Origin of the sequence: Nocardioides sp. YR527, assembly GCF_900101045.1 — a bacterium.
GTDB lineage: Bacteria > Actinomycetota > Actinomycetes > Propionibacteriales > Nocardioidaceae > Nocardioides.
On the sequence record NZ_FNFN01000003.1, the window covers coordinates 167145 to 193626 of the forward strand.

At 69.6% G+C, this 26482-nt stretch carries 27 protein-coding genes and 1 tRNA gene; 11 read left to right on the forward strand and 17 right to left on the reverse strand.

The genetic code is table 11. The annotated features are described in order from the left end of the window. Positions 1 to 12: 12 nt before the first annotated feature. Genes BLT25_RS09395 through BLT25_RS09405 form a run of 3 tightly spaced genes read right to left on the reverse strand, consistent with a single transcriptional unit; the run spans position 13 to position 1623 of the window. Entirely contained in the window at positions 13 to 504 is a 492-nt protein-coding gene (locus tag BLT25_RS09395) for a DUF4247 domain-containing protein (RefSeq protein WP_176883743.1), read from the reverse strand. After that, positions 497 to 1009: a DUF2617 family protein gene (locus tag BLT25_RS09400; protein ID WP_176883745.1), complete on the reverse strand. Its 513-nt coding sequence runs from the start codon at positions 1007 to 1009 to the stop codon at positions 497 to 499. The genes BLT25_RS09395 and BLT25_RS09400 overlap by 8 nt, the downstream gene beginning before the upstream one ends. Next, positions 1006 to 1623, reverse strand: a complete 618-nt coding sequence (locus tag BLT25_RS09405; protein ID WP_176883747.1) for a DUF4178 domain-containing protein — start codon at positions 1621 to 1623, stop codon at positions 1006 to 1008. The genes BLT25_RS09400 and BLT25_RS09405 overlap by 4 nt, the downstream gene beginning before the upstream one ends. A 129-nt stretch (positions 1624 to 1752) precedes the next feature. On the opposite strand from BLT25_RS09405, the gene tmk reads away from it, so the two are divergent. From tmk to BLT25_RS09425, 4 genes are all read left to right on the forward strand, one after another. Continuing rightward, on the forward strand, positions 1753 to 2403 hold the full coding sequence (tmk, locus tag BLT25_RS09410) for a dTMP kinase (RefSeq protein ID WP_091044771.1): 651 nt from the start codon (positions 1753 to 1755) through the stop codon (positions 2401 to 2403). Then, entirely contained in the window at positions 2400 to 3560 is a 1161-nt protein-coding gene (locus BLT25_RS09415; RefSeq protein WP_091044774.1) for a DNA polymerase III subunit delta', read from the forward strand. The genes tmk and BLT25_RS09415 overlap by 4 nt, the downstream gene beginning before the upstream one ends. Beyond that, positions 3557 to 5077, forward strand: coding sequence for an alpha/beta hydrolase (locus BLT25_RS09420; protein ID WP_256328523.1), 1521 nt, complete (start codon positions 3557 to 3559; stop codon positions 5075 to 5077). Before BLT25_RS09415 ends, BLT25_RS09420 begins: the two co-directional genes overlap by 4 nt. Positions 5078 to 5188: 111 nt before the next feature. Then, the gene (locus BLT25_RS09425; protein ID WP_143033691.1) at positions 5189 to 5794 is read left to right on the forward strand and encodes a hypothetical protein; all 606 of its coding nucleotides are present in this window, start codon (positions 5189 to 5191) and stop codon (positions 5792 to 5794) included. A 102-nt stretch (positions 5795 to 5896) separates the two neighbouring features. Here BLT25_RS09425 and BLT25_RS09430 read toward each other — a convergent pair whose 3' ends face one another. Then, positions 5897 to 6823 (reverse strand): LysR family transcriptional regulator, encoded by a 927-nt coding sequence (locus BLT25_RS09430; protein WP_091044781.1) that lies wholly within the window; start codon positions 6821 to 6823, stop codon positions 5897 to 5899. A 128-nt stretch (positions 6824 to 6951) separates the two neighbouring features. Between BLT25_RS09430 and BLT25_RS29820 the strand changes: the two genes are divergently transcribed. The 5 genes from BLT25_RS29820 (at position 6952) to BLT25_RS09445 (ending at position 9659) form a co-directional block, all read left to right on the forward strand. Further along, positions 6952 to 7110 (forward strand): hypothetical protein, encoded by a 159-nt coding sequence (locus BLT25_RS29820; RefSeq protein WP_176883750.1) that lies wholly within the window; start codon positions 6952 to 6954, stop codon positions 7108 to 7110. A 13-nt stretch (positions 7111 to 7123) separates the two neighbouring features. Then, a tRNA-Thr gene (locus BLT25_RS09435) sits at positions 7124 to 7196 on the forward strand. 227 nt (positions 7197 to 7423) lie between these two features. Next, positions 7424 to 8131 (forward strand): hypothetical protein, encoded by a 708-nt coding sequence (locus tag BLT25_RS09440; RefSeq protein ID WP_091044784.1) that lies wholly within the window; start codon positions 7424 to 7426, stop codon positions 8129 to 8131. Positions 8132 to 8451: 320 nt separating this feature from the next. Then, the gene (locus tag BLT25_RS29470) at positions 8452 to 8910 is read left to right on the forward strand and encodes a hypothetical protein (protein ID WP_143033692.1); all 459 of its coding nucleotides are present in this window, start codon (positions 8452 to 8454) and stop codon (positions 8908 to 8910) included. Next, on the forward strand, positions 8907 to 9659 hold the full coding sequence (locus tag BLT25_RS09445) for a hypothetical protein (RefSeq protein WP_143033693.1): 753 nt from the start codon (positions 8907 to 8909) through the stop codon (positions 9657 to 9659). Before BLT25_RS29470 ends, BLT25_RS09445 begins: the two co-directional genes overlap by 4 nt. Before the next feature lie 161 nt (positions 9660 to 9820). Here the strand turns inward: BLT25_RS09445 and BLT25_RS29825 are convergent, their stop codons facing one another. Beyond that, on the reverse strand, positions 9821 to 9991 hold the full coding sequence (locus tag BLT25_RS29825) for a hypothetical protein (RefSeq protein ID WP_176883752.1): 171 nt from the start codon (positions 9989 to 9991) through the stop codon (positions 9821 to 9823). Between the two features lie 222 nt (positions 9992 to 10213). Next, positions 10214 to 11515 carry an MFS transporter gene (locus BLT25_RS09450; RefSeq protein ID WP_091044788.1) on the reverse strand — a complete coding sequence of 434 codons (1302 nt, stop codon included), beginning with the start codon at positions 11513 to 11515 and terminating at the stop codon, positions 10214 to 10216. Between the two features lie 89 nt (positions 11516 to 11604). Here BLT25_RS09450 and BLT25_RS09455 point away from each other — a divergent pair, with 89 nt between their 5' ends. Next, the gene (locus BLT25_RS09455) at positions 11605 to 12204 is read left to right on the forward strand and encodes a TetR/AcrR family transcriptional regulator (RefSeq protein WP_091044791.1); all 600 of its coding nucleotides are present in this window, start codon (positions 11605 to 11607) and stop codon (positions 12202 to 12204) included. A gap of 17 nt (positions 12205 to 12221) precedes the next feature. Here the strand turns inward: BLT25_RS09455 and BLT25_RS09460 are convergent, their stop codons facing one another. From BLT25_RS09460 to BLT25_RS09495, 8 genes are all read right to left on the reverse strand, one after another. Next, positions 12222 to 13430, reverse strand: a complete 1209-nt coding sequence (locus BLT25_RS09460; RefSeq protein WP_091044793.1) for an amino acid deaminase/aldolase — start codon at positions 13428 to 13430, stop codon at positions 12222 to 12224. Then, on the reverse strand, positions 13427 to 14743 hold the full coding sequence (locus BLT25_RS09465) for a D-arabinono-1,4-lactone oxidase (protein WP_091044796.1): 1317 nt from the start codon (positions 14741 to 14743) through the stop codon (positions 13427 to 13429). The genes BLT25_RS09460 and BLT25_RS09465 overlap by 4 nt, the downstream gene beginning before the upstream one ends. After that, positions 14740 to 15672 carry a sphingomyelin phosphodiesterase gene (sph, locus tag BLT25_RS09470; protein WP_091044799.1) on the reverse strand — a complete coding sequence of 311 codons (933 nt, stop codon included), beginning with the start codon at positions 15670 to 15672 and terminating at the stop codon, positions 14740 to 14742. The genes BLT25_RS09465 and sph overlap by 4 nt, the downstream gene beginning before the upstream one ends. After that, entirely contained in the window at positions 15669 to 17744 is a 2076-nt protein-coding gene (locus BLT25_RS09475) for a neutral/alkaline ceramidase (protein WP_091044801.1), read from the reverse strand. The genes sph and BLT25_RS09475 overlap by 4 nt, the downstream gene beginning before the upstream one ends. 119 nt (positions 17745 to 17863) lie before the next feature. Beyond that, entirely contained in the window at positions 17864 to 18715 is an 852-nt protein-coding gene (locus BLT25_RS09480) for an alpha/beta fold hydrolase (RefSeq protein ID WP_091044803.1), read from the reverse strand. Positions 18716 to 18757: 42 nt separating this feature from the next. Then, complete coding sequence (locus BLT25_RS09485) at positions 18758 to 21151, reverse strand: DUF6351 family protein (RefSeq protein WP_091044806.1); 2394 nt, start codon at positions 21149 to 21151, stop codon at positions 18758 to 18760. Between the two features lie 92 nt (positions 21152 to 21243). Further along, positions 21244 to 22836 (reverse strand): MDR family MFS transporter, encoded by a 1593-nt coding sequence (locus BLT25_RS09490; protein WP_091044809.1) that lies wholly within the window; start codon positions 22834 to 22836, stop codon positions 21244 to 21246. Positions 22837 to 22919: 83 nt separating this feature from the next. Continuing rightward, entirely contained in the window at positions 22920 to 23525 is a 606-nt protein-coding gene (locus BLT25_RS09495; protein ID WP_091044812.1) for a TetR/AcrR family transcriptional regulator, read from the reverse strand. Positions 23526 to 23596: 71 nt separating this feature from the next. Between BLT25_RS09495 and BLT25_RS09500 the strand changes: the two genes are divergently transcribed. After that, positions 23597 to 24547, forward strand: a complete 951-nt coding sequence (locus BLT25_RS09500; RefSeq protein ID WP_176883755.1) for a serine hydrolase domain-containing protein — start codon at positions 23597 to 23599, stop codon at positions 24545 to 24547. A 19-nt stretch (positions 24548 to 24566) separates the two neighbouring features. Here BLT25_RS09500 and BLT25_RS09505 read toward each other — a convergent pair whose 3' ends face one another. The 3 genes from BLT25_RS09505 to BLT25_RS09515 all read right to left on the reverse strand — a co-directional run bounded on the left by BLT25_RS09505 (position 24567) and on the right by BLT25_RS09515 (position 26435). Further along, a complete protein-coding gene (locus tag BLT25_RS09505) occupies positions 24567 to 25055 on the reverse strand; it encodes a nucleoside deaminase (protein ID WP_218131292.1) in 489 nt (162 codons plus the stop codon). 50 nt (positions 25056 to 25105) lie between these two features. Then, complete coding sequence (locus BLT25_RS09510) at positions 25106 to 25687, reverse strand: superoxide dismutase family protein (RefSeq protein ID WP_091044818.1); 582 nt, start codon at positions 25685 to 25687, stop codon at positions 25106 to 25108. Positions 25688 to 25760: 73 nt separating this feature from the next. Continuing rightward, positions 25761 to 26435: a hypothetical protein gene (locus BLT25_RS09515; protein WP_091044821.1), complete on the reverse strand. Its 675-nt coding sequence runs from the start codon at positions 26433 to 26435 to the stop codon at positions 25761 to 25763. Positions 26436 to 26482: the final 47 nt, after the last annotated feature.

Consider the following 26482-nt stretch of genomic DNA (forward strand, 5'->3'; position numbering starts at 1 on the left):
GTCTGGGGGTGGTCACTTGCCGAATCCGCTGCCGCCGCCGCGGAAGGAATCACCGCTGCTGCCGCCACCGCTGTTGCGGCCGTAGAAGCTGTTCCAGCCCCACAGCCCGATCACCGTGGCGTGGCTGCGGTAGCCGCGGTCGTACTCGTAGAGCGTGATCGTCGAGCCCGAGGGCGTGCGCGGCTCCACGACGACCAGCCAGTCGTCGTCGTAGCGCAGGTAGTGGCTGGATCCCTCGGCCCGGTTCTCGTCGGCGTCGGTGCCGCTGGCGATCTGGTTGGCGACCGAGCTCACCGAGCCGTCGTCCTCGAAGACGATCCCGCCCTCGCTGTCGGGGTCGGTGCCGCTGACGTGGTCGAAGTTCTTGCGCAGGTACTTCTCGGGGCTGTTCCCGTCGCCGGACACGGCGATGGCGATGATGATGGCGAGCGCGACGCATCCCGCGACGATCGCCCAGCCGATCAGCTTGCGGTTCGAGCCCCCGGAGCCGTTGGGTTCAGACACTTGTGACCTCCTCGGGCCGGTAGCTGGTGGTGGTGGCGACGATCTCGCCGGTCTGTGGGTAGGTGTGCCAGGTGTTCCAGGTGATCTGCCGCTCGCCGACCTTGTCGAGAGCCAGCGCAGTCACGGCATGCGGGTCGCCCGGGAAGTGCGCGACGACAGCATCGGTACGCCCCTCCAGCCGCTCCACGAGCCGCGACGCCTGCGCGGCGAGCTCCTCGGGTCGCATCTCGCCCACGTGCGAGGCGAGGCGGTAGCCGCCCGCCGCGTGCGCCGCGGGAAGGGGCGAGGCCTCGGCGATCCCGCACGCGACCGTCTCGTGCAGGAGCGGGCGGCCGTGGCGGCGTACGACGACCTGGTGGCTGGCCCCCAGGACGCTCAGCGTCACCGTCAGACCGGCCGTGAGGCTCACCGTCCGGCATGCCAGCGGGGTGCAGGGGATCGGTGCGAGGGTCCAGCGCAGGGTGTCACCGCGTACGTCCGCGAACGGGACGTCGAGAAGCGTCACGCGTCGTCCAGGGTGGCCGGCCGGTCGGAGGAGGGGTAGACGGTCAGCTCGAACGGCTGCAGCACCTCGCCGAGGGAGGGCTCCCAGTTGCTGCCCCACTTCTCGAAGCCGAGCAGCTTGCCGTCGACCGACTTGTAGTCGGCGTACTCGGCCGTGCCCGACGGCGCGGTGCCGGTCGCGCCGGTGGCGGTGAAGGCGGCGGCGCCCTTCTCCTGGAGGCGGTAGGCGACGCCGCCGACGATGATGTCGCGGTCACCGACGGTGCCCTGCTCGATGTCGCCGAGCGGGATCGCGTGCCACAGCGAGACCTCGAAGCTCTCGTCGTCCTCGATCGAGAGCCACTTCTTGCCCTCGGCGTCGTCGAGCATGTGCTCGGTCCAGCGGTAGCCGTGCTCGTCGAAGTCGATCCGCCCGCGGACGAACCAGTTGTGGCCCAGGTACTCGATGACGTCGCCGTTGCGCACCTGGCGCAGCTGGTCGGAGGCGTGCTTGTGCTGGTCGCCGATGAAGTCGTCGGGTTCCTTCTGCGCCGTCGGCTGCTGCCGGCTCTTCCAGAGCAGGTAGGCCGCGACCGCGAGGGCGGCCAGCAGCAGGACGATCAGGACGTAGATCACCAAAGACTCCTTGGGTCGGCGTGAGGGCGACCCGAACCATAGCCTGGCGGTGTGCGGTTCGGCAGCCTGAATCGCGGCGGCGCCGGGCGGCGTACGTCTCATGTCGGTGGCACCCCGTAGGTTTGGCTCGTGAGGTTTCCGGGTGTCTACGCAGAGCACGGCGTCTTCGTCTGTTTCGAGGGCGGCGAGGGCTCGGGCAAGTCGACCCAGTCGCGCCTGCTCCACGAGGCCCTGACCGCCCGCGGCCACCAGGTCCTGCTGACCTTCGAGCCGGGCGACACGGCCGTGGGCAAGGACGTACGCCGCATCGTGCTGTCTCCGGAGACCGGCGACCTCGACGACCGGACCGAGGCGCTCCTGTTCGCCGCCGACAAGGCCGAGCACATCGAGTCGATGGTCCGCCCGGCGCTGGAGCGGGGCGAGGTGGTCATCACCGACCGCTATGTCGACTCGATGCTGGCCTACCAGGGCGCCGGCCGGGTGCTGGACGCCGCGCAGCTCGAGGAGGTCGCGCGCTGGGCGACCGCCGACCTGCGGCCCCACCTGACCGTGCTGCTCGACCTGGACCCGACGGCCGGCTTCACCCGGTTCGCCGAGCGCGACCGGATGGAGCAGGAGTCGGCCGAGTTCCATCAGCGGGTGCGGTCGGCGTTCGTCGCGCTCGCGTCGCGCAACCCCGAGCACTACCTGGTGCTGGACGCGCGGGCTCCGGTCGAGGAGATCCACGCGGCGGTGCTCGCCCACCTCGAGCCGCTGCTCGCCCAGGCGGTGACGGCATGAACCTCGCCACCGCCTCGGTCTGGGACAACCTGGTCGGCCAGCGCCACATCATCTCTACGCTGCGGACCGCGGCCTCGGGGCACGGCATGACCCAGAGCTGGCTCTTCACGGGTCCGCCCGGCTCGGGCCGGTCCAACGCCGCGATCGCCTTCGCCGCGGCCCTCCAGTGCCCCAACGGTGGCTGCGGCCAGTGCCACGAGTGCCACACGGTGCTCGCCGGAAGCCATGCCGACGTCAACCTGGTCCGCACCGAGAAGCTGACCCTCGGGGTCGACGAGATCCGCGACCTCGTCCGCCAGGCTGCCCTCACCCCGGCCGGAAGCCGCTGGCAGATCCTGATCATCGAGGACGCCGACCGGCTCACCGAGCAGGCCAACAACGCGCTGCTCAAGGCGGTCGAGGAGCCCGGCGCCCGCACGGTCTGGATGCTCTGCGCGCCGACGGTCGAGGACGTCCTCCCGACCATCCGGTCGCGGTGTCGGCTGGTCACGCTGACCACCCCGACGGTGCCCGACGTGACCGCCTTCCTCCAGCGCACGCTCGGTGTCGACGAGGCACGCGCCGCCTATGCGGCGCGTGCGAGCCAGAGCCACATCGGCCGGGCCAAGGCGCTCGCCCGCGACGACGACACCCGGCGCCGGCGCGAGCAGGTGGTGGCCTACCCGGCCCGGTTGACCACCCTCGCCGACGCGCTCCGGGCCGCGGGCGAGCTCGCCGCGGTCTCGAAGGAGGAGGCCGACGCGGTCACCGCCGACCTCGACGCCCGGGAGAAGGCCGACCTCGACGCCGGCTACGGCGTGGTCGAGCGGGGCCGCCGACCGCGTGAATACGGTCCGGCGCTGTCCGCGCTCGAGAAGGACCAGAAACGCCGCGCCACCCGCCGCCACCGCGACGTGATCGACCGCGGGCTGATGGACCTGGTCTCGGTCTACCGCGACGCGATCACGATGGCCGCCGGCGCTCCGGTGACCCTGGTCAACGAGGAGCACCGGCGCGAGATCGAGCAGCTCGTCGCGGCCTCGACCCCCGAGCTCAACCTGCAGCGGATCGGCGCGATCTTCGAAGCCCGTGAGCAGCTGCTGGAGTTCAACGTGCAGCCCCAGTTGGTGCTGGAGGCGATGATGGTGGCGCTGTTGCCGCCCGGAGGAGACCAGTGAAACTCAACGCAGTGACCGGCGCCGTCGCGCTGACCGCTCTGACCGTGATCACCGCAGGCTGTGGTGCCGGTGGCGGCACCCCCGACGCCGACCAGGTGAGCCCGAGCGCGGAGGCGACCGCGGCCCCGAGCGAGGGGCTGCAGACCTTCTACAGCCAGAAGCTCGACTGGAAGGACTGCAACGGCGCCTTCGAGTGCGCGACCCTCGAGGTCCCGCTCGACTACTCCGACCCCACCGGTCGCACCATCGAGGTCTCGGTCATCAAGGACCCGGCCAACAAGAAGAAGATCGGCTCGCTGGCCATCAACCCGGGTGGCCCGGGCGGGTCGGGCATCGACTACGCGCTCTACAACAACCAGTCGTTCAGCTCCACCGTCCGCGACTCCTACGACATCGTCGGGTTCGACCCGCGCGGGGTCGGGCAGAGCACCCCGGTCGACTGCCTCGAGGACGACGCCCTGGACGCCTACGTCGCGGTCGACCCCGACCCCGACACCCCCGCCGAGGAGAAGGCGTACGTCGACACCGGCGTCGAGATGGCCAACGGCTGCGCGGGCCAGAAGGATGGCATCTCCGCTCACGTCAGCACCGTCGAGGCGGCCCGGGACATGGACGTACTCCGGGCTGCGCTCGGGGAGGACCAGCTCGACTACTTCGGTGCCTCCTACGGCACCCAGCTCGGCTCGACCTACGCCGAGCTCTACCCCGACCGGGTCGGCCGGTTCGTGCTCGACGGCGCGATCGAGCCCGGGCTGAGCGTCCTCGACGCCAACCTCGCCCAGGCGAAGGGCTTCGAGGTCGCCCTCCGCTCCTACGTCGAGAACTGCGTCGACGAGGGCAGCTGCTTCCTCGGTGACAGCGTCGACGAGGGCGTCGAGAGCGTCCAGAAGCTGATGGCCGACATCGATGCCGAGCCGCTGCCCGCCGGCGACCGTGAGCTGACCGCCGGCAACGCCCTCTACGGCCTGATCACCCCGCTCTACGTCGAGTCCTACTGGCCCTATCTCACCGACGCCCTCCAGGCGGCGATGAAGGGCGACGGCACCCAGCTGATGAGCCTCTCGGACAACTACGCGGGCCGTGACCCCGAGGGCGGCTACATCAACAACACTATGGAGGCCAACTGGGCGATCAACTGCCTCGACGACTCCTCCGGGCTCAGCCCGGCAGAGGTGCGCGAGCAGCTGCCCGCCTTCGAGGAGGCCGCTCCCACCTTCGGTGCCGCCCTGGCCTGGATGCTCAACGGCTGCGCCGCGGAGAAGTTCAAGGCCACCGAGCCCGAGCCCGAGATCGACGCCGCGGGCTCCAACCCGATCGTCGTCGTCGGCACCACCCGCGACCCGGCGACTCCCTACGAGTGGGCCGAGGCCCTCGCGAAGGCGCTGGACAACGGCGTACTCGTCTCCCGCGACGGCGACGGCCACACCGGCTACATGCAGGGCAACGGCTGCGTCGACGACGCCATCGACGACTACCTGGTCGACGGCAAGGTCCCCGACGACGGCTTGGAGTGCTGATTTACCCCATGTGGGGTGGGTTGCCGCCGTCTCCACCCGCCGGATCTCGCTGACCAAGAGGATCGCTTCTCGTAATTTTACTTCGAGAAGAAGGGTCACGAGCAAGTGATCATGAACCAGCGAGTCCGTTCGACGACGAAGGCATTCGCTGCCTCCGCGGTCGCCGCCCTGGCGATCGCGGTCGCCCCCGTCATCAGTCAGCCCGCCCACGCCGCTACGCCCCCGGCGACCGTGTCGGCCAAGGTCGTCACCAAGGTCGTCAAGGTCTCCGCCCCCAAGTACGGCACGAAGTCCTACCGCCCCGTCGGCAAGCTGACCGCGGGCGGCAAGGCCGTCAAGGGCAAGCGCATCCACCTGCAGAAGAAGGCCAGCGGCCGCTGGAGCAGCGTGACCTCCTGCGTGACGAACAAGTACGGCAAGTGCGCCGTGGTCGTGACGCCCAAGGTCAGCCGCTACTACCGCTGGAAGTACGCCGGCGACGCCAACCGTCGTGCCGACGTGTCCGCCTCGTTCTACCTGAAGAAGCGCGGCTCGTCCGGCGGCACGACCTCAGGCCTGGACTACACCTACGCCAACGGCGAGAAGGTCTACAACGCCTCCTCGGCCAACGACCGCGACTGCGGCGAGATCCCCGCATCCAAGAAGCCTGTCCGGATCAACAACAGCTCCGACCCGTGGCGCCTCGACGCCGACAACGACGGCTACGGCTGCGAGTGAGCTAGACCTTCATCAAGGTATGCAGACTGGGGCTCACATCCCCAGCGGAGCTCCGCACGGGATGTGAGCCTTCGTCTGCATACCTTGACGAAGGAACGCCCGCTACCGCCGGTGGACCGGATCCGCGATGGCCTGGATCCGCTTGGTGGCCAGCTCGATCATCAGCGTGGCGGCGGGGGAGAGGGTGGCGTCGGTGCGGTGGACGACGGCGAACGTGTCGTACGTCCGGGGCCGCAGTGACACCCAGCCGGCCTTCGGCGCCAGCCGGGGGAGCAGCTGCTCGGCTGCTCCCTTGGCGATGACGCTGTCGGCGTACCCCATCCCGACCAGCTCGACGGCCGTCTCGATGTCCTCGACCTCGATCCGGCTGGGTGGATTGCGCCCGGTCTCGTGGAGCAGGTTGCGGATGGTGACCCGGGTGGGGTCCTCGGAGCTCCAGCTCGTGTCGGACATGACCAGCGAGGCCAGCGAGAGCCGGTGGGCGGTGACCGGTGTGGCCAGGTGGGCCGGGTCGGCCGAGATGTAGACGAGCTCGTCGCGAGCCACCGGCGTGACCTTGAGGCCCGGACCGGAGACGCTGCCGACGAGCAGCATCGCCGCCTCGAGCCGTCCGCGGCGCAGGTCGTCCTGGACCTCGGTGGAGTTCTGCCCGATCAGCTCGACGCGCACGCCCGGGTATCGGTCGAGCACGTCGGCCACCAGCCCGGCCCCGCCGTATAGCCGCGCGATCCCGAACATCCCGAACCGGATCGTTCCGGTCTCGAACTGTTTCACCGCCTGCACGGCCTTGCGCGCGTCCTCGGCGGCAGCGACCGTACGCTCCGCGTGCGGCCTCAGCTCGTCGGCCACCCCGGTCGGAACCACTCCACGCCCGACGCGGCGGAAGAGCTGGACGCCGAGCGTACGCTCGAGGCTCCTGACCTGCTCCGAGATAGACGGCTGCGCATAGCCGAGCTCCTCGGCCGCCGCGGTCAGCGAGCCATGCTCGTAGACCGCGAGGAACACCCGGAGCTGGTGCAGCGACAACATAGCGACATCCTATGACTTTCCAAGGAAAGATCGTCTACCTCTATGAATCGCCGGGGGTCATCATTGAATCACCACCGCTGCGTCCGCAGTCGGTGGTTGATCCATGTTCATAGGGGAGTAGAGCAGTAATGAAGCACGGCGTTCGCCGCCTGGGCCGCCTCATCGGCAAGGGCAAGCCCACCCGCATCACCATCGACGAGCACGTCGAGGCGCACCGTTTTAGTGTCGAGCGCGCAGTCTCGGTACACTCGTCCGGTCCGCTCAACCAGAGCCGCTACATGCGGTAACGGATGACGGTACGCCGCCTTAGCTCAGTCGGTAGAGCGTCTCACTCGTAATGAGAAGGTCGTCGGTTCGATTCCGACAGGCGGCTCGGATAGAAACCCCCGTCTGACCAGCCCGAACACGGCAGGTACGGCGGGGGTTCTTCGTTGTCGTTCGCCTGCCTCGCCGGTTTGTGGCCCCCCGGTGGCCACCGGACCCTCCTCTACGAGCGCTGTTGGGGTTCTGTGTTCCGAATTCACTGACGGATACCTGCATGGGTGTTTCAATGCGAGCGCGCCGCATGTCGCAGCGCCCTCGACTTCGAAAGAAGACCCCATGCTCCGCAAGTTCACGCTCGCTGCCGCCGCCCTCGCGCTCGGCGCAGCGACCCTGTCACTCGGTGGTTCCGCGCAGGCTGCGACCACGCCATCCGTCAATGTCACAAGCGCCTGCCAGGGCGGCGCTGGTGTCATCACCGTCGGCGCCCGGCGCTCGCCCACCGGTGGCACCATCGGAACGACGGTGATTCGTGGCGTGACGAGGCCCAACTGGTCCGGATGGACGATGATCGGCAACGGCGAGCCATCGGGTCCGTCGCCTGAGTCACCGATGCTCCACCCGGTCGACGGCGTCGTACGCGACACCACGAAGTCCGCCCGCGCCTGGCCGAAGCCGGTCATGGGTGTGTACTTCTCGGGTGACTACTCGGTCCTCTGCGTCGGACATGTCGACCAGAACCCCTACCGAGTCATCGGCATGGGCCCGTCCTCCCAGATCACCGTCCGCCGCGACTCCGGCGTTGTCCGGGTCGAGGGCGAGGCGAACCGGATCGGCAAGTACCGCCTCACCGTACGCCTGTGGACTCCGGCCGGCTTCCAGGAGAAGTCGAAGGTGGTCAACGTGGGCGTTGACACGAACATCGGCGAGTTCCGGCACCGCTTCACCGGCTTTCAGCGGACCAACAAGTTCACCAAGGCCGTACTGATCACAAAGAACATCCGAAGCGGCAAGACCACCACGGTCACAGTGCGACGCACGTTCTGATCTTCAATACTGCTCGTGGCCCCGTCGATCCGGCGGGGCCACGATGTCTGAGAAGGTTCAGGCGCGGCGAGCGAGAGCTGTCCGGAGGAACGCCACAGCTCCGACTAGGAGGGCGCCGCCAGCGAGAAGAAGGGCAGCGTCGAGGTCCGCAGCGATGCAGACCAGCGTTCTGCCCGAGAGCCGTGGCCCCGGTGGCCTCGGACCTGAGATTGGGTCGAGGATGTGCAACGGATGCAATGCCCCGGCGAGCACGGCCACTGACTCTGGCAGCGCCGTAGGCTGTCGGCAGCCCGCAAACTTCTTCAGAACGATTCCAAGACTTGGTTCTCGACGACGCAGCGAAGCTCGACGACGGGAAGATTCCGAAGTTCCTTGGCAAGGCTGGCAAGGTTCTTGGCCCCCTTGGGCTTGGACTTGGTCTTTACAACGACTACCAGGAGGGCGAGACGGGGACGCAGATCGTGGTTTCGCAAGGTGTTTCGGCAGCAGCTGGAATCGGCGCAGGTGCCGGCGCTTCGATGCTGACCGGAATGGCGGTCGGTGCTGCTGCTGGATCGGTCGTTCCCGGCCTCGGTACGGCAGTTGGAGCCGTAGTTGGAACAGCTGTTGGCGCTGGAATTGCGATCTTCTCGGATGGCGCGATCGATTCGCTCTTCGAGAACGGACCCGATGTGGGCAAAGCGCTCAACGAAGGGTGGAAGTCGCTCGAGGACACGGGCGAAGCGATCGGCGACGGAGTCTCCGGGGCCATAGACGCCGTAGGAGGGTTGTTCAGTTGAGCACTCAGCAGACACCCAGCCGCTTTCTCAGCGTCGCAGGTGTGATCGCTGGATTGGGATCGATGGGCATCTGCATAGGGCTGGTGGCTCGCAACCACGAGGAACCCTTCGGCCTCGTGTGGTCGCTGCTCTTCGTTGTCCTGGGCCTGATCGTCTTGATCTCCTTCGTCGGACTGGTTCTCGCCAAGCGCCCACGGTTGCCGGCTCTCCCGGGCCGGGACACCACCTTTGAGGACGAGCCCGCGCGGTTCCTGCCCCGGAGTGCGAACCCGGGCACGCTCGTCAGCACCACCATCTTGGTCATGCTCGGGGGCTGGTTCTTGGTGATGGGTGTCGTCGGCGCCATCGAGGAGAACTGGCTCTGGCCGGTGCTCGCGGCGTTCCCCGCGGCGTACTTTCTGGGCTTCCCCATCCTTCGCGCGGTGGGCTTGTTCCGGCCGGGCGGTGTGTGGCTGACTCCGACGCGGGTTGTGAACGAGCAGTACGGGCTCCGGAGTGAGATCGCGCTGGCCGGGGTGAAGACGGCGTACTCGGTCATGGAAAACGTGCGGATTGAGCCGAACGATCCAGCTGCGGTGCATCACGCCAGGCGTACGCCGCGATTGTGGTGCGCTCGGCTTGTTCCGGGCGAGATGCTCGTTCTAGCTGAAGGTCTCGAGGGAGGCGTCGACGGATTCGCTGCTGAGGTTCGTCGGCTCGCTGAGGCAGCGCAGGGCGGCGGCCGCAAGAGTCGATGGCCAAGGGGTTAGCGCCGACCCAGTTGAGATCGGCTTGGATCTCGGGTGCGCTGCCGTCATGAGTAGGTCGTCGGTTCGATTCCGACAGGCGGCTCCGACAAAACCCCCGTCTGACCAGCCCGAACAGGGCAGGAACAGCGGGGGTTCTTGCGTTGTCGCTCGCGGGCGGCCCGTCAGCTCGCTCCCCGCCATCCGCTCGCCTCGCCGAACGGCAGCGCGAGCACGTCGTCGTACGCCTCGTCATCCAGATCACCGGGAGCCATCGGCAGCTCCAACAGGTCCGGCAGCGGCGACGTGGGATCGTCGGGCAGTCCCGCCGGATGGTCGACAACGAGCTCTCTCATGACTGGCCTCATACCCCGCCCGGCTCGTTCTAAACCGAACTCGGGAAAGTTCTCACGAACCCGCGAGCCAGGCGACACCGGTGAGAACATTTGTTACCAGATATCGACGTTTGGTGGCTGTCGATGCGGGAAGGCTGCTATCTCTTCCGTGTGCGGTCCGGGTGTCCACGCTGCTGGAGTACCCCCCACTCGGTAGCGAGGGCGTCCTGGGCCGCACGCCAATCAGGCTCGATCCGCGGCCACGGGCTCGAGCGACGGCTCGGTGTGAGGCCCGGCCCACCAGACGAGGGTGGTGATCACGCCGATCACGAGGAGCGCCGAGGTCAGCCAGAACGGGTAGGTGCGGTCGATCCCCGAGAGCCAGCCGGAGATCCAGCCGAACGGGGCGGCAGCCAGCATCACCGCGGTGCGCTGCAGCGCCATCACGCGTGAGCGCTCGGCCTCGTCGACGTGGAACGCGACGAGCGACTCCGAGAGCATGAAGAGCATCCCGGCGCCGAAGCTGTCGAGGAGGAGACAGACCCCCAGAAGCGCGTACGTCATCAGGTCGGCGTCGCCCTCGGCGGCCGGGATCGCGACGAGCGCCAGCTGGCCGGCCAGATAGATGCCGAAGCCCCACAGGGTCGCCTGTTTGAGGTCGTGGCCGGAGGTCAGCCGGCGGATCAGGGTGAAGAGGAAGAGCACCGACAGCAGCGAGCGCACCATCGGGAAGAACGGCAGCAACGGGTCGGGCACGTGCAGGCGATGGCTGACCAGGACCTGCCAGAAGGTGCCGTTGACGAGGGTGACGGCCGCGACGACGGCGGCGATGGCCAGCGCGAGCAGCGAGCCGCGGGACCGGCCCAGCAGTCGCGCGGCGCCGCGGTAGCCGGCGAAGAGCCGCCAGAGGCTCTCGTGCCGGGTCTCCTCCATCCGGATCCGGCCCTGGCGGGTCTCGGTGGAGGCGGCGTACAGCAGGATGATCTTGGCCAGCATCACCACTGCCGCGTTGATGAAGAGCACCCGCACCGCGGGCTCCAGGCCGAACTGCGCGACCATGAAGGCGGCGATCGGGGCGAAGAGCGCCGAGCAGTCCGCCGCGACCCGCACCAGGGAGTAGATGCCGGTGAGCTGGTCGCGCTCCGCGTCCTCGACCATCAGGCAGTCCCAGGCGTTCGCGGTGACCTGCAGCGCGCCGTTGAGCAGCGACGCGGCCAGGAAGGCCCAGAAGTCCTGTGCGAACGCCCAGATCAGACACGGGATCACGAACGCGATCACGTCGAAGACCGCGTTCGTCAGCCGGCGCCCCATCCGGTCGGTGATGATGCCGCCGGCGAGCCCGAAGAACACCTGGGAGATCATCCCGGCGGTCGCGAGCAGGCCGATCTGCGCGTCGTGCAGGCCGAGCGTGAGCATGAAGACGGAGAGGTACGGCAGCACCAGCGCCATCGACAGGCCCCACATCGGCTCGGTCCACACGCAGGCGCGCGGGTTGCCGCGGAGATGGATCAGGGTGTGCCACAGGGAGCCGGGGGAGGATGCCACCGGAGAAGTGAATCAGGTGTCGTCTGACGTCGGAAAACGATTTCACGGCGACTTCGGTGGCCGCCGACCTGGACGTTAGTCTTGGTCGGGTGACAAGGGTTTCTGCCGACGAGCGGCGACGGTTGCTGGTGCAGGCGGCCATCCGGGTGATGGCGCGCGAAGGCGTGGCCCAGGCGACGACGCGGTCGATCGTGGCCGAGGCGGACATGTCGCTCGGCACCTTCCACTACTGCTTCCGCTCCAAGGAGGAGTTGCTCGAGCAGGTGATCACCACGATCACCAGCCACACGCTGGCGCCCGCCCTGGAGATCATCGAAGGTCCGGGCACGCTCGAGGAGAAGCTGCGCGGCGGCCTGGCGTCCTACTGGCGGCACGTGCTGGACAACCCCGACGAGCACCGGGTGACGTACGAGCTGACGCAGTACGCGACGCGCAACCCGGCGCTGGCAGAGGTCGCGCGGATGCAGTACCGCACCTACCTCGACGCTCACACCACGGTGATCGAGACGCTCGCGACCAGTGCCGGGGTGACCTGGACGGTCGACGTCGAGGTGCTGGCGCGGTACCTGACCGCGATCGTGGACGGTCTGACCCTGCTCTATCTCAACGAGGGCGACGCGGAGACCGCGGGCGCGGCGATCGAGCTGGCCGCCACGCAGCTCCTGGGGCTGGTCGAACAGCCGTCCTGACCGGCAGGCCCGACGGGTCAGAGGAAGGTCTTCCCCTCGCCGCGGTAGGTCGGGACCACGTCGAGGATGCGGTCACCCTCGACGAGGACGATCTCGTCGACGTGCTCGGAGAGCTCGCCGGCCTTGGTGTGCCGGAACCACACGTGGTCACCGAGGCCGAGCTCACCGACCCGGTCGCCCACCAACGGCGTCTGCACCTCGCCGGCACCCTCCTGATCGACCAGCGACAGCCCCGGTGGCCACACCGGCGTCGGCAGCCGGTCCTTCCCGGCGGCACCCGACGCGATCCAGCCGCCGCCCAGCACCGTGGCGTGCTGCGGTGAGGGGCGGCGTACGACCGACAGCACGAAGTACGCGGCGGGCTGGGGCTGGAAGCGGGTGTAGAAGTCGAACAGGCGTGGGGCGAACAGCCCTGACCCGGCTGCCACCTCGGTGACCGGCGGCTCGGCCGCGGTGAGCTCGAGGCTTCCGGTGCCGCCACCGTTGACGAACTCCAGGGGTGCGACGCTCCGGACGGCGGCGACCGCGGCCGCGCGCCGCTCGGCGAGCTCCGCGGCCGACCGGCGCTGCATCGCTCGCACCGCGAACCGGCGTACGCCCGGCTGGTTGTCGCCGATGCCCGCGATCTGGCCCTCGTAGCCCATCAGACCCACCAGGTCGAAGCGCGGATGAGCGGCCACCTTGCGTGCCAACGCGCCGGCCTCCTCGGGCGTGTACACCGGTGAGCGGCGAGCACCCAGGTGGAGCCGCCCACCGGCGAGCCGGAGCGAGACGTCGAGCTCCAGACAGATCCGGAGCGGCGGGCCGTCGGGACCTACGATCGAGGCCGTCAGGTCGAGATGATCGGGGCTGTCGACCATCAGCGTGACCCGGGAGGCGAGCCTCTCGTCCGCGGCCAGCCGTTGGAGCGCCGCGCGGTGCGTGGTGGGGTAGCCGACGACCACGTCCTCGTGCTCCTCGGCGAGCCAGAGTGCCTCGGGCAGGGTGTAGGCGAGGATGCCGGACATCCCGGGGATCTCGAGCGCCTCCCGGATCACCGAGCGCACCCGGATCGACTTGCTGGCGACCCGGATCGGCTTCCCGGCGGCGCGGCGGACCAGCTGGTGGGCGTTGGTTCGGAGCGCCGCCACGTCGAGGACGGCGAACGGCGGGTCCAGATGCTCGGTCGCGGCGAGCAGGTCCGGCCACGAGGAGCGGGCGGGACCGCCGAGCTGGGTCAACGTCATCGTGATGCCTCCGGAGCAGGGCCGAGCACGCGGTCCAGGTAGGGGTTGGTGAAGGCGCCCGTGGGATCGAGCCGGTCGCGGAGCGCGACGAAGTCGTCGAAGCGCGGGTAGCGCTCACGCATCGCCGGTGCGTCGAGTCGGTGCATCTTGCCCCAGTGCGGTCGACCGCCGGCGGCGCCGAGCACGTCCTCGCAGATGCCGAACCAGCGCTCGTGCGGCATCCGGTGGTACTGATGGAAGGCGACGACGGCGGAGTCCCGCTCGTAGGCCGGCGAGAGCCAGATGTCGTCGTGACGTACGAACCGGACCTCGAAGGGGAACGAGACGGCCTCGTCGTGGGTGTCGACCCACCGCTTCAGCTCGCGCAGCGCGGGCACGAGTGCCTCACGTGGCACGAAGTACTCACCCTCGCGGAAACGTACGTCCCGGTCGGAGGCGAACACGTTCGGGGCCAGGTCGGTGAAGTCGCGCGAGGAGATCGCCCTGGTCACGAACCGGGTGATCCCGGGAACCAGGCGCGGGAAGCGGGTGCCCACGCGCAGCATCGCCTCGAAGCCGATGTTGGTGACGATCTTGTCGTCGACCGTACGCGTCAGCCGGCTCATCGGGTGCAGCTCGGTGTCGCCGGGCAGCCGCTGGAACCTCCGGGTCAGCGCGGTGGTCGTGTGTGGGAACCAGAAGAACTCGAAGTGGTCGTTGGCGGCCACCAGCTCGTCGACGCCGTCGAGCACCTCCTCCAGCGGCGCGGCCGCGTCGACGGCCCGTAGCGCGTAGAGCGGCACGCACTGCAGCGTCACCTTGGTGATCACGCCGAGCGCACCGAACGAGACCCGCGCGGCCTCGAACAGCTCCGGCCGCTCGGTCGCCGAGCACGCCACGATCGAGCCGTCGGCGAGGACCAGCTCGAGCCCGCGCACCTGGGTCGAGATGCTGCCGAACGCGGCGCCGCTGCCGTGGGTGCCGGTCGAGATCGCTCCGGCCAGGGTCTGCCGGTCGATGTCCCCGAGGATCTCCATCGCCAGCCCGTGATCGGCCAGGATCGGGTTGAGCCGGTGCAGCGGGATGCCCGCGTCAACCGTCACCAGCCCGGACTCGCGGTCGACCGCGTGGACCCCGTCGAGCCGGTCCGGCCGCAGCTGTACGCCGGGCGCGACCGCCGCGCCGGTGAACGAGTGCCCCGACCCGATCATCCGGACCTTCAGCCGGTCGCGGGAGGCCTCCTTGACGGCGGCCGCCACCTCGTCGGTCGTCGCGGGGTCGATCACGCGCACGGGCGTGACCCGCTCGGTGCCTGCCCAGTTCTGCCAGCTCACGGCGTCCCTCCCAGGACCGGATAGTGGTCGGAGTAGTCCGTGTAGGTCGTCCCGCCGGAGCTCCACGGCGGCGAGGTCGGCGTCAGCGTGGTGTTGGTCCACCCGCGAGGCTGCTGGTGGCCGCGCCGGAACAGCACGTAGTCCAGCTGCTCGCGCCCGCCCGAGCTCGCCAGCGGGTTGGTCTCCGGGTCCCAGCTGTAGGGATGCCCGGCGAAGGACGGGGCGGTGGCGTCGAGCGCGGCCAGCATGGTGGCGTACTCCGGGGACTCCTTGACGACGTTGAGGTCGCCGGTGATCACGATCGGCTCCTCAGCCGGGATCGCGAGCCCGTCGAGGAAGCCGTCGAGCTCGGCGAACTGCTCGGCTCGGACGCTCGCACCGCCGCCGAAGCAGGCCGGGTCCTCGGCCTGCACATGTGTGCCGACCACGTGCACCGGCCTGCCGTCGACGTCCAGGCGGGCGTAGACGAACCCCTTGTTCGAGAACCAGTCGGCGCCACACCCGTCGGCGTACACGTACTGGACGCGATGCGTGATCGGCCACCTGCTCAGGATGGTCACGCCGCCGTCCTCGGGACTCAGCGAGGAGTACGACCCGAGGGTCTCGTCCCAGCCCGAGCGGGAGCGGCCGAGGACCGGTGTCTGGTGGGGATACTGGCTCGCCAGGCGCGACTTGAGCGTGTCGGCAGGGCCGTTGTCGAACGCCTCCTCCAGCACCACGACATCGTGCCCGCGCAGATGGTCGGCCTCCGCGAACAGGTCCGCCCGGGTGCCGTTGGCCTTCCCGCCCAGGATCGTCGGCAGCATCGCGACGTTGTGGGTCAGGATGCTGAGGTCGGGCGGCGGAGGCGCGGCCGAGGCCGCCGGGCCGGGCAGCAACGTCGTGGCGACGGCGCACACCGCCGCGACGCCCACCGCTGCGGACCTCATCGGCCCACGACCGAGAAGGTCGGGCTGGTGCCGCTGATGGACCGGATGCTCCCGAGCAGACTCCGGGCGTCGCCGAAGTAGCGGATCCGATAGCTTCCGGCCGCCACGTCGTCGGGTACGTCCCAGGTGATCGTCACCTTCGACGCCGCGACGCCGTAGCGCTTCCAGTGGAGCTTCGTCGACCAGTCACCGTCGTCGGCGATCCGCTCCCAACCCTCCGCCGTGCGGCGCTCCACAGTGAGGTAGCTGCCGCCATGGTGCAGGTCGTTGTTCGGATGCGCGCCGGCGAACGTGACGCTCGCCTGTTCGCCCGGGCGGTACGTCGCGGCCGGCGCGGTCAGCACGTCGCCGTAGCCCTTCCCGAGCGGCGGCGCGTCGGCGACCACCGCGCCCTGGAGCGAGGGGAACTGGCCGGCGCTGCGGTCGCGCTCCTTCTCGCCGAGCGGTACGTCGACCCCGTCCCGCATCGCGGCACCCAGGTCGGCCGCGGTCTGCATGAACGCCGGGAGCTCGTAGCGTCCGAAGAGGGTCGAGGCGCCCTCGTACTCCTTGGCGTCGTACTCCTCCGGCGTGGTCAGGTAGTGCGCGTAGGCGTTGGCGTAGCCCTGCACGAGCACGTGGTCGATGTCGGTGCCGACCGCCTCGGCGACCGCCTGCCGCAGCCGCAGGCCGGACACCACGGTCACCTCGGCAGGCATCCCGACGAGGTAGAAGTCGCCGATCCGGACCAGCTGTACCGGCAGCTTCTGCTGCACCATGTCGAGCGGCCCGACCGGGAGCAGGATCTCCTTCGAGCCCTGGCAGGCACGCAGCGCCGGGCTCGCCGTGTAGAGCGCCTCGGAGATCGCTGCGACCGCCGGGTTGCCGCCGTCCTTGCCCTCCTTGAAGATCGGCAGCCCGCCGCCACCGTCCTCGGTGCTGCCCGCCGCGAACGCCGCGCCGAGCGCGGCGGGGCAGGTGCTGTGCGGCTTCCCGTCGGGGGTGAACTCGGGCCGTACCGTGGTGTCGGCGAGGTCGACGTAGACGATCCGGGAGTCGACGCCGCCGCTCAGCTCGCGGTCGTCATCGAGTCCGCGGCGGGCGGCGTCGTACGTCCTGGTGCCGATGATCTTGGTGTTCTCGAACTGGTCGGTGGTCGGGCCGTCGGAGGGCCGCAGGTTGAGGTTCGGAGACATGTCGCCGGAGTTGGTCTGCGCGAACGACGCGACGAAGCCGGGGTCGTGGCTGTCCTCGACGTAGTCGACGCCGCTGGCGATCCGTTCCCACGCGTACTCGGCGTAGCCCTTGTTGTCGGGGCTCACCAGCGTGTTGTCGGTCGACATGCTCGTCGCGTGGACCGGGAACCAGTTGATCACCCCGTCGAGCTCGCCGTCCCGGTGGACCTGGAGGGTGGTGCTCCGGGTGTCGACGCCACCCGGGAAGTACGCCTTGTCGGCATCCGGGTTGCGGTCGAACGCCGTCTTCGAGCGGTTGACGTTGGCGTTGGTCAGCTCGCTGGTCGACAGGCTCAGCTCGGCGGGCGCGAGGTCGGCGTCCGCCCGCTCGATCGAGGCGACGATCCCGTCGACGAGGGCCCGGAACGTCTTGCCGTGGTAGCCGAGCGTGGTGACGTTGTAGAGCGTGTGGTGCGAGAAGCCGCCGGGCGCCGCGTGCGTGTGGGTCGCGGTCAGCATCACGTTGCGCTCGGTGTAGGTCTCGCCGAAGCGCTGCTCGAGCTTCGCCAGCACGGCGTCGCGGACGCTCTGGAAGATCATGCCCGCGTCGGCGAGGACGTGGACCACGCGCTCGCCCGACTCGGGGTCGGCGATCACGAAGGCGCGGGCGCGCTGGCGCATGTGCAGACCGCTGCTGACCTGGCCGAGGTCGGCGTAGCCCATCATCCCGGCCTCGGCGACCTCGCCCGTGACGTCGGCGATGCCGCGGCCGACGAGGTAGTCGGCGCTCCCGGCCTGCCGATCCGTGGCGTGCGGCGCGGTCGTGGCGCTCGCCGATGGTGACGACGTTGCGGGTCCGAGGGCGGCGACCGCCACCAGCGCAACAGCCGTCGCGGTCCTCCATGTGACGCTCGTCATGACAGGAGGATGCCTGCTCGGAACTCGTTCGGTCAAGAGTCTTGGACAAGCGACCTAGTACATGGACAGGTGTCCTCCGGCCCCGGGATCCCGGGGCCGGAGAGTGCCGCTCGGCCGGCTCAGCCGGCCGCGATCTCCACGAGGAGGTCGGCGGCGGGAGCCGGGTGGACGAGCCAGCCGAGGTGGCTCGACCTCAGCGTGTGGACGGCGTACGAGTTGTCCGGGGTGAGGGCGTCGCCCTCGCGGATCAGTCGGTCCTGCATGGCCGGCGGCATGCTGACGTCCTCGCTGAGGCGTACGAACGCACGGGGCACGGTGCCCCAGGTGGCCGCCTGGGCGCGGTCCTCGGGACCACCCGCGTCGAGGTTCTCGTCGGGCTGGAAGGTGTTGAGGAACGTACGGAACTCGTCGTCGGTGCCGTCGGCCATGAACGCGTGCTTGAGGCCGGCCAGGACCTCGGGGGAGGCGGTGCGGAAGTTGCAGCGCAGCAGGCCGACGTCGGCGGGATTCGCGGCGGCCGCGCCGATCAGCACGGAGGCGTCGAAGGAGGCCATCTCCGGCTCGGCGTTGTACGCCACCGCGTCCAGCTCCACCGGCGCCCAGGCCGAGACGTAGACCATCGAATCGATCAGGTCCGGGCGGGCGTTGGCGGCCGCGGTCAGGGTGATCCCGCCGCGGCTGTGCGCGACGACGATCACCGGGCCGTGCTCCTTGGCCCGCTCGAGCACCGAGACCAGATGGGCCACGTTGTCGGCGAGGGTCACACCCTTGATCCCGCCCGGAGCCGAAGCGAGCGCGGCGAGGTCCTGGGGTGCCTGGTAGGCCTGCGGGAACGTCGCCCCGAAACCGTGGCCGGGCAGGTCGACCGCGAGCGAGCGGAACCCGCGCAGCGCCAGTTCGGCCTGGAGCGGTGCGAACGAGAACGAGTTGGCGAAGGCGCCGTGGACCAGGACGAAGGTCGGGGAAGACATGGCCGAGACCCTAGTGCCGATCCGGAGCCGACCGCCGGGCATTTATGGCTCGGAGCGACCGCCGAACGGCACGGAATCCGGCGCCGGGCCCATCGGCGTACCGCCGTAGACGACCGACCCGTCGGCCCGCTGATAGGTCAGCCACGGCACGGTCTCGGTGAAGCCCGTGCCCGGCTTGCTGTAGTCGCACACGCCGTCAGGGAAGGCGGCCTCCAGCCGCGTCCACTGGGCGTCGGTGAGCCCGAACGCGCCGTAGTCGTCGGTGCGGCGCAGCGGCTTGAGGTGGCACTTGGCGTTGTCGGAGTAGTTGTTGTCGCCGGCCACGATCCGCGGCGTCGCGAAGTCGGTCTTGACCAGGTCGCTGACCGGCCCGAGACCGCACACCAGGTCCGAGACCGGGTCGACGACGAGGTTGAGCGCGGGATCCAGGACGGGCTGGACAGCACCGTTGAGGCCGTCGAGCACCCCGCCGGTGAGGTCGTCCACGAGCGGGTCCGCGACCGGCAGGAACAGGCCGTCCTCGCTGGAGACGCCCTGGGTCTGGGTGCAGCGGTCGTGGAGGTCGCCGGGGCGGTCCTGGACGATCTTGTCCGCCAGCGCCACGTCGCGCCGATCCGCCTCGACGGACGCCAGCCAGCGGTCCATCGCGAGCAGCGCCTCCTTGGAGTAGCTCGGGTCGCCGATGACGGGCGTCACGCCGTACCAGATCACCTGGTTGTCCGCGTGGCCCTGCTCCCGGGTCAGCCGGTCGCGCATGGCCCAGGCCCAGCGCGCGTCGTGCGCGACGCCCGGGTCCGGTCCGCGGTGGTCGATGATCGCCACGTCGGAGAGGTTGCTGGCGGTGTTGACCATGCCGCTGCGGTAGGCGTTGGTGAGTGCCGTCGGGTCGGCGACCGAGCGCTGTGCCCGCGGCTGGACGTCGATGTCGAGCCCACCGATCTTCTCGTTCACGTCGACGAACTGCTCCGGGGTGATCGCCCCGGCTCGCAGCGCCTCCAGGCCGTACTGCACACCGGTGTTGTCCAGCGGCGAGCCCGCGAAGCCACGCCCGATCTGCTTCTCCTGAGGCGTCCACACGCTCTCCGGGCGCGGGCCGAAGACGTTGATCGCGCCGTCGATGATGGAGCACCGTACGCCGCCGGGGTTCGTCGCAGCGTCGTACCGCTCCTGGTCGCTGACGCCGGAGCACGGGTGGGTCGGCATGACCGCCTGCTTGAACAGGCCCTCGTCGGCGGTGACGGCGTTGAGCGGCAGCAGGTGGCCCTCGACCGCCGCCCACTGCAGCGGGTTCCAGAACTTGCCGTCGGTCAGGCGCTCGGAGCTCTCGAAGTACTTGCGGAGCAGGTGGTAGTCGGAGAACTGCAGGCCCGGCGAGAGCGAGTCGGGGTAGGAGCAGGTCACGACCAGGCCCTGGTAGATCCCCGGGTAGGCGTTCGCGATCGTCTGCTGGGCGATCGAGCCGCCGGAGCAGCCGCTGCCGATCGTGTAGCGAAGGTCGCCGTACGTCTCGACGAGGTGCTCCTTGGCCATCAACAGCGACTCGGCCGCGCTCGTCACGGTGCAGTTGTGGCCGGTGTTGGCCAGCGCGGTCGAGAGCATCGCGAAGCCGCGGCCCAGCGCCACGGTCGGGCTGTCGCCGAGGGCGTCGGCGACGACCGGGATGCCGAGGTCGAAGGTGCCGGCGTAGTCCGTCGTCGGCGCCGTGCCGACCTCGTGGTCGACCCCGCAGCTGCCGCCGTGCGGGATGAACAGCTTGTTGTTCCACTGCTGCTGCGGCCGCCAGCGCCGCCACGGCTCACCCGGCTGCCAGAGCACGGCGATCCGGTACTGGTCGCGGTTCTGATAGCCGGTCTCCACACGGACGACGAACGGCACCTTCACGCCCTCGTCGGTGGTCGTGCGGGCGACGTCACGGGGAGCGTTCGCGGGATCGTACGGCTGGAGCCCGTCGAGCAGTGGATTTGTCGATTTGTAGAGCCAGCTGATCGTCGGCTCCTGGTTGCACTGCGCGTCCGTCGCGGTCGGCTGGCAGCGCCACGGCTGCAGCTGGGGTCCCGAGAAGATCGGCCCGCCGCGCGGGTGGTTGGTGATCGTGAGCCGGGCACCGCGACCATCGGCGAGGCGCGCGGTCAGCTCGTTGGTCCCGACCCGCAGGCCGCGTACGACGCCCTCGATCTCGCCGTCGGGCCGCTCGCCGAAGGCCTTGGTGACGTCGCGGTCCTTCACCGACACCTTCAGGTCCTCGGGGTCGGCGTCCTTCGGCAGGGTGACTCGCACCAGCGCGTTGCCGTCGGAGATCAGGTCGGCCCGGTTGGAGAGCGTCTCCAGGACGACGTCCCCGTCCGAAGCCGCCGACGCCGGCGTCACGCCGAGCAGCAGGCCGGCGACGAGTGCGGACACCGTCGCGATCGAGAGGGGCAGGGCGCGAGCGGGCATGGCATGCCTTTCCGAGAGCTGCGCACGTCCCCCGAACAGACGGTCGCCGTGACAGGAGAATGCCCCCTGCCACGGCGACCGTCAAGGATGCCTCAGCCGGCGACCGCCTCCCCGCGGGCGACCATGCCGGCCTCGTTGGAGAGCTTGACCTCCTTGAGGAACAGCGCGAGCGCGAGACCGAGGAGGATCAGCGGTACGAGGTACCAGAACGCCGGTGCGAGCGCCTCGGTGAAGGCGTCGACGACCCAGCCGTGCAGCGGCTCGGGCAGCTGCTCGACAGCGGCCGGGGTGAGGCTCCCCCCGGAGAACCCGGCACCGTCGGCTGGCATCATCCCCGAGGAGGCCATCTTCTCGGCCAGGCCCCCGAAGTTGTCCGTCAGGCGCGTGGTGAACACGGTCGTGAACAGCGCCGTACCGACGGTCGCACCGATCTCCCGGAAGAAGTTGTTCGCCGAGGTCGCGGTGCCGAGCTCGTGCGGGTCGACGGCGTTCTGCACGGCCAGGACGATGGTCTGCATGACCAGACCCATGCCGGCGCCGAGGACGAAGATCATCAGTCCGAAGACGATCATCGACATGTCGGCGGTGATCTGCGTGAGCCAGGCGATGCCCGCCGCGGTGATGAGCAGTCCGGCGATCGGGAAGACCTTGTAGCGACCCGTCTTGGAGATCGCGATGCCCGAGACGATCGCGGTGAGCATCAGCCCGACCATCATCGGCAGCATCAGCAGCCCGGAGCTGGTGATCGAGGCGCCGGTCGACATCTGCAGGAACGTCGGCAGCATCGCCATCGCCGAGAACATGCCCATCCCGAGCACCAGGCCGATCAGCGTGGTCACGGTGAAGGTGGCGTTCTTGAAGAGGCGCAGCGGGATCAGCGGCTCGGGCGCGAGGGTCTCGGTGACGATGAACGCGGCGATCGAGGCCAGGGTGCCGACCAAGAGCCCGAGCAGCTGTGGCGAGGACCAGTCGTAGCCGTCGTGGCCGAGCGACTCCCACGAGGTCAGCAGCACGATGCCGCAGGTGGAGAGCACCATGAACATGATCCCCAGCCAGTCCACCGGTCGGTTGGAGCGGTGCGAGGGCAGCTTCAGGGCGTACCAGGCCACGACCAGCGCGATGATGCCGACCGGCACATTGATCCAGAAGGTCCAGCGCCAGCCCGGGCCGTCGGTGAGCCAGCCACCGAGGAGCGGCCCGATCACCGCGGAGATACCGAAGAGAGCACCCATCGGGCCCATGTACTTGCCGCGCTCGGAGGCCGGCACGATGTCGGCGATGATCGCCTGGGACAGGATCATCAGCCCGCCACCGCCGAGCCCCTGGAGACCGCGGGCGGCGACCAGCTCGGGGAAGGTCTGCGCCATCCCGCCGAAGAGCGAGCCGAGGGTGAACAGCGTGACGGCGACCAGGAACGGCCAGCGGCGACCCCACAGGTCACCGAACTTCCCGTACAGCGGCATCACGATCGCGATCGCCATGATGTAGGACGTGATCACCCACCCCTGGTGCTCGACGCCGTCGAGCTCCCCGACGATCGTCGGCATGGCCGTGCTCACGATCGTCTGGTCGAGGGACGAGAGGAACATCGAGGCCATCAGGGCACCGAAGATCAGCCAGACCGTACGCGGCGTGAGCACGATCAGCGGCTTGTCGGGCGCGTCGGGCGCGACCGTATGACTCATGGGGTTGGACCTTCCAGGCAGGAGTTGAAGAGGTGGTGACACACGGGTCCCGTGTGAGGTGAGAATTCCCGAGAGAGTTGCGGCTAGTCGTCGAGGAGCAGGCGGAGCTGGGCGACGGCCTCGGGCAGATGCGCTGCCGCATCGCCCTCGTAACCCGACCGCGCCCAGGCGAGCGCGCTCGCCCGCAGCAGCAGCCCGGCGACCATCCCGATCGTGTCGTCGTCGACAGGGGAGGGCCGTGCCGTGCGTCGTTCGGAGAGCAGTGCCTCGAGCTCGGCCACGACGCGCTGGTGCCAGGCGATGTGTCGCTGGACGAGGCGGGGCTCGGCGATCATCAGCCGCATCGCCCGCTCGCCCTGCTCGATGTTGGGGGCGGCATGGTCGAGGAAGCCCGCCACCAGCGCCTCCAGGTCGCTCATCAGCCGACCCGTCGGCCCGCCGGAGACGAACTGGGCGCGCACCTCGGCGTCCACGCCGATCTCCTGGATGCCGAGCACGGCGTCGTCCTTGGAGTCGAAGTAGTTGAAGAACGTACGCGTCGACAACCCTGCCGCGGAGCTGATCTCCTCCACGGTGACGTCATCGAGACCACGCTCGCCGACCAGTCGCTGAGCAGCCTCGATCAGCGCCAGCCGACGCTCCCGCTTCTGGCGCTCGCGGGCGTTCGAAGGTGGGGCAGAGGTGGGCACGGCAGTATTCTTGCAGTGAGTGCAAGTTGCAGTCAATGCAAGAAGTCGTGGTCCCTGCCACACTGGCCCCCATGCAACACCAGATCGACCTCACCCCGCTGGGGCTGGCGACCGGCGCCGTCATCGCGGTCAGCCGGGCGGGCCACCGCCAGATCGCCGAGCAGGGCGCGGCGACGGCCGAGACCCCGTTCCGGATCGCCTCGCTGACCAAGCCGTTGACCGCGATCGCCACGGTGCTGGCCGCGGAGGCTGCCGGCGTGGACCTCGAGACCCCGGTCGTCGACCTCGGCGCCTCGAGCTCGGTGGCGGATCCAGGCCTGACCGTGTCCCACCTGCTGGCGCAGACCTCGGGGCTGGCGCCGGTCGTGACCGGCGAGGCTGTCGCGGCCCTCGGCGACGGAGAGGATGCGCTCGGGAAGGCGGCCAGGCTCGTGCTCGGAGCCGGTCAGGTGCGGCGTCCCGGGGATCGCTGGGAGTACTACAACGGCAACTACTTCGTCGCCGGAGCGTTGCTCGCCTCGCTGTCCGGTGATCGCTACGAGAGCGCGCTCGATGACCTGCTGCTCCGCCCGTGGGGCCTGACCCGCACCACGTTCGCCGTGCCCGAGGACCTCATCCCGGGGAGCGAGTGCGGCCGGACCCTTCCTGTGACCGGCTACCCGCGTGGACGGCGGCCGAGCGGCGGTCTGTGTGCGACCGCCTCGGACCTGCTGACCGTCGGCGAGCGACTGCTCGCCCGTCCGCGACTGCTCGAGGTGCTGCGTACGGTCAGGACCCGGCGGGAGGACCCGATGCGCTACGGCTTCGGATGGGCGATCGGCCGTTCGGGGCAGATGTACCTCAACGGGCGCCTCCCCGGCTATCGCGCGGCCTGGCTGATCGTGCCCGACCACGACCTCGTCGTGGCCGGGCTGGCCGCCGGGTCGGAGGCGCTCCCGGCGCTGGCGCGCATCCTCTCCGAGCAGCAGGCGTCGCTCACCGGGGACGAGATCGCGGACGACATCGACGCGTTCGCGGCCTGACCCACCCGCCTGGGTGGCTTCAGGCCCCAGCGGCGGCCTCGTGGAGCTTGCGGATCTCGTCGACCAGCTCGGGGACCGGGCCGACGACGTCGACCGCCGGCGCGACCTCCTGGATCGGCAGCGGCCGGACCGGCGACTCAGCCGCTCCCCAGCCGGCCCGCCACTGTGTCAGCTGCTCGGAGGAGGCGACGTAGACGATCCGCCCGACCCCGGACCAGCCGTGCGCCGCCGAGCACATCGGGCAGTGCTCGCCCGAGGTGTATACCGTCGCCCCGGCCCGGGTCGCCGGATCGAGGTGGATCGCCGCCCAGCGGGCGAGCTCGATCTCCGGGTGGGCGGTCGGGTCGCCGGTCGAGTGCTCGCGGTTGCGGCCCTCCTGGAGCGGCGTGCCGGTGCTGTCGGCAAGGACGGACCCGAACGGTCCGTCGCCGTCCGCCAACGCCTCGGCCGCCAGCTCCAGGCAGCGTCGCAGGTGGGCCATGTCGGTCTGGGTGAGGTCGGTGGTCACCGTTCCAGTCTGCTGTCCCGAACGACGTACGTCGCCTCATTTCGCGACGGTCAGCCGGCCTCGATCACGGCGCAGGCGATCCGGTCGCCGGCGTCACCGGTCTTGGTGGTGTCCTCGTCCGGGCCCTCGGGGGCGTAGCGCTCGGGGACGTTGGCGTAGTTGTCCGGGCCCGCGTGGATCATGACCGCGCTGCCGTCCGCGTCGCGGAGGTCGGTGAGCGTGAACGGGCCGGTGAACTCCAGGCTGCCGGTGCCGTCCTCGTTCACGAGCAGCGCCGGCAGGTCACCGAGGTGCTCGCCGTGGGCGCTGTCGTCGGGGTTGAGGTGACCGCCCGCGGAGAGGAAGTCGCCGGTCTTCGACGAGTCGTCCGGCGCGGCGCTGTCGGCCTCGCACTTGCCGGTCGTATGCACGTGGAAGCCGTGGTAGCCGGCCGACAGGCCGCTCACCCGGACGTTGATCTGGGTGGCTCCGTCGTCCTCCTCGATCTCGACGGTCCCGACCTTCTTGCCGTCGGGGTCGGCGAGCTTCGCGCTCACCTCGTTGCGGTCGTCCGGGTCTGCCTCCTCTCCACAGGCGGCGAGAGTCAGCAGGCCACACGCAGCGAGTGCGGCAGCCGATGCACGACGGGACATGGGATACCTCCACGAGAACGGGATCCGGTCACCTCCACCCTACGCCGCGGGAAGGTGACCGGAGCGCGAGGGATCAGCAGCCGTCGCGGAGGAGACCGGGCTGGCGCCCGACGGAGACCTCGATGAACTCGATCTTCGCGTCGCGAGCGTTGGCGGAGAGCAGGAAGCCGATCCAGCGGTTGCCGTCCTGGACGACCCAGGTCGTCTGGCCGTAGTCGTTGGTCTTCTGCGAGCCCATCCCGTAGATGTCCTTGAGGACCATGAGGGAGTCGCCGATCGTGACGCCCTGGGCGGTCTCGAGGACGGGCTTGCTCATCCCGAAGGACACGATCTCGCCCTGCTGGTCGTAGGTGACGTCCACGCCGTCGCCGACCTGGTCGGCCCACTTCCAGTGCTTGCCCTCGCAGGCCTCCTCCCGTGCGGTGTCACGGGTCATCCAGCCCTGCTGAACGAGAGAACGTACGTTGCCCTCGGCCTTGATCCGCCCGAAGGCCCCGGGCGCCAGCGGGCCGCCCCAGTCGAGCTTCGGCGTCGGCTCGGCCGGCGACGGAACGGCCGAGACCGGGACCTCCGACGGGGCCGGCGTGGGAGTCGAGGACGGCACCGGGGACGGCACCGAGGAGGAGGGGTCGGCGGAAGGAGACTCGGCAGACGGGGCCGGGTCGCTCCCGCACCCGGCCAGGCCGAGCAGGCCGACCACGGCGGTCGCCGCGAGCGCGGCACGGAGCTGGATGCGGGATGTGGACATGGGTGACTCCTCATCGGTCGTACGCCCCGAGCGGGCGTCCTGCCGAT

Excerpts from the sequence above, each read along its gene's own strand:
- BLT25_RS09440 (WP_091044784.1), top strand. The coding sequence starts at position 7,424 with ATGCTCCGCAAGTTCACGCTCGCTGCCGCCGCCCTCGCGCTCGGCGCA.
- BLT25_RS29825 (WP_176883752.1), bottom strand. The coding sequence starts at position 9,991 with ATGAGAGAGCTCGTTGTCGACCATCCGGCGGGACTGCCCGACGATCCC.
- BLT25_RS09510 (WP_091044818.1), bottom strand. The coding sequence starts at position 25,687 with ATGTCCCGTCGTGCATCGGCTGCCGCACTCGCTGCGTGTGGCCTGCTG.
- BLT25_RS09500 (WP_176883755.1), top strand. The coding sequence starts at position 23,597 with ATGCAACACCAGATCGACCTCACCCCGCTGGGGCTGGCGACCGGCGCC.
- BLT25_RS09515 (WP_091044821.1), bottom strand. The coding sequence starts at position 26,435 with ATGTCCACATCCCGCATCCAGCTCCGTGCCGCGCTCGCGGCGACCGCC.
- BLT25_RS09485 (WP_091044806.1), bottom strand. The coding sequence starts at position 21,151 with ATGCCCGCTCGCGCCCTGCCCCTCTCGATCGCGACGGTGTCCGCACTC.
- BLT25_RS09425 (WP_143033691.1), top strand. The coding sequence starts at position 5,189 with ATGAACCAGCGAGTCCGTTCGACGACGAAGGCATTCGCTGCCTCCGCG.
- BLT25_RS09490 (WP_091044809.1), bottom strand. The coding sequence starts at position 22,836 with ATGAGTCATACGGTCGCGCCCGACGCGCCCGACAAGCCGCTGATCGTG.
- BLT25_RS09430 (WP_091044781.1), bottom strand. The coding sequence starts at position 6,823 with ATGTTGTCGCTGCACCAGCTCCGGGTGTTCCTCGCGGTCTACGAGCAT.
- BLT25_RS09475 (WP_091044801.1), bottom strand. The coding sequence starts at position 17,744 with ATGACGAGCGTCACATGGAGGACCGCGACGGCTGTTGCGCTGGTGGCG.
- BLT25_RS29820 (WP_176883750.1), top strand. The coding sequence starts at position 6,952 with ATGAAGCACGGCGTTCGCCGCCTGGGCCGCCTCATCGGCAAGGGCAAG.
- sph (WP_091044799.1), bottom strand. The coding sequence starts at position 15,672 with ATGAGGTCCGCAGCGGTGGGCGTCGCGGCGGTGTGCGCCGTCGCCACG.
- BLT25_RS09415 (WP_091044774.1), top strand. The coding sequence starts at position 2,400 with ATGAACCTCGCCACCGCCTCGGTCTGGGACAACCTGGTCGGCCAGCGC.
- BLT25_RS09460 (WP_091044793.1), bottom strand. The coding sequence starts at position 13,430 with ATGACGTTGACCCAGCTCGGCGGTCCCGCCCGCTCCTCGTGGCCGGAC.
- BLT25_RS09480 (WP_091044803.1), bottom strand. The coding sequence starts at position 18,715 with ATGTCTTCCCCGACCTTCGTCCTGGTCCACGGCGCCTTCGCCAACTCG.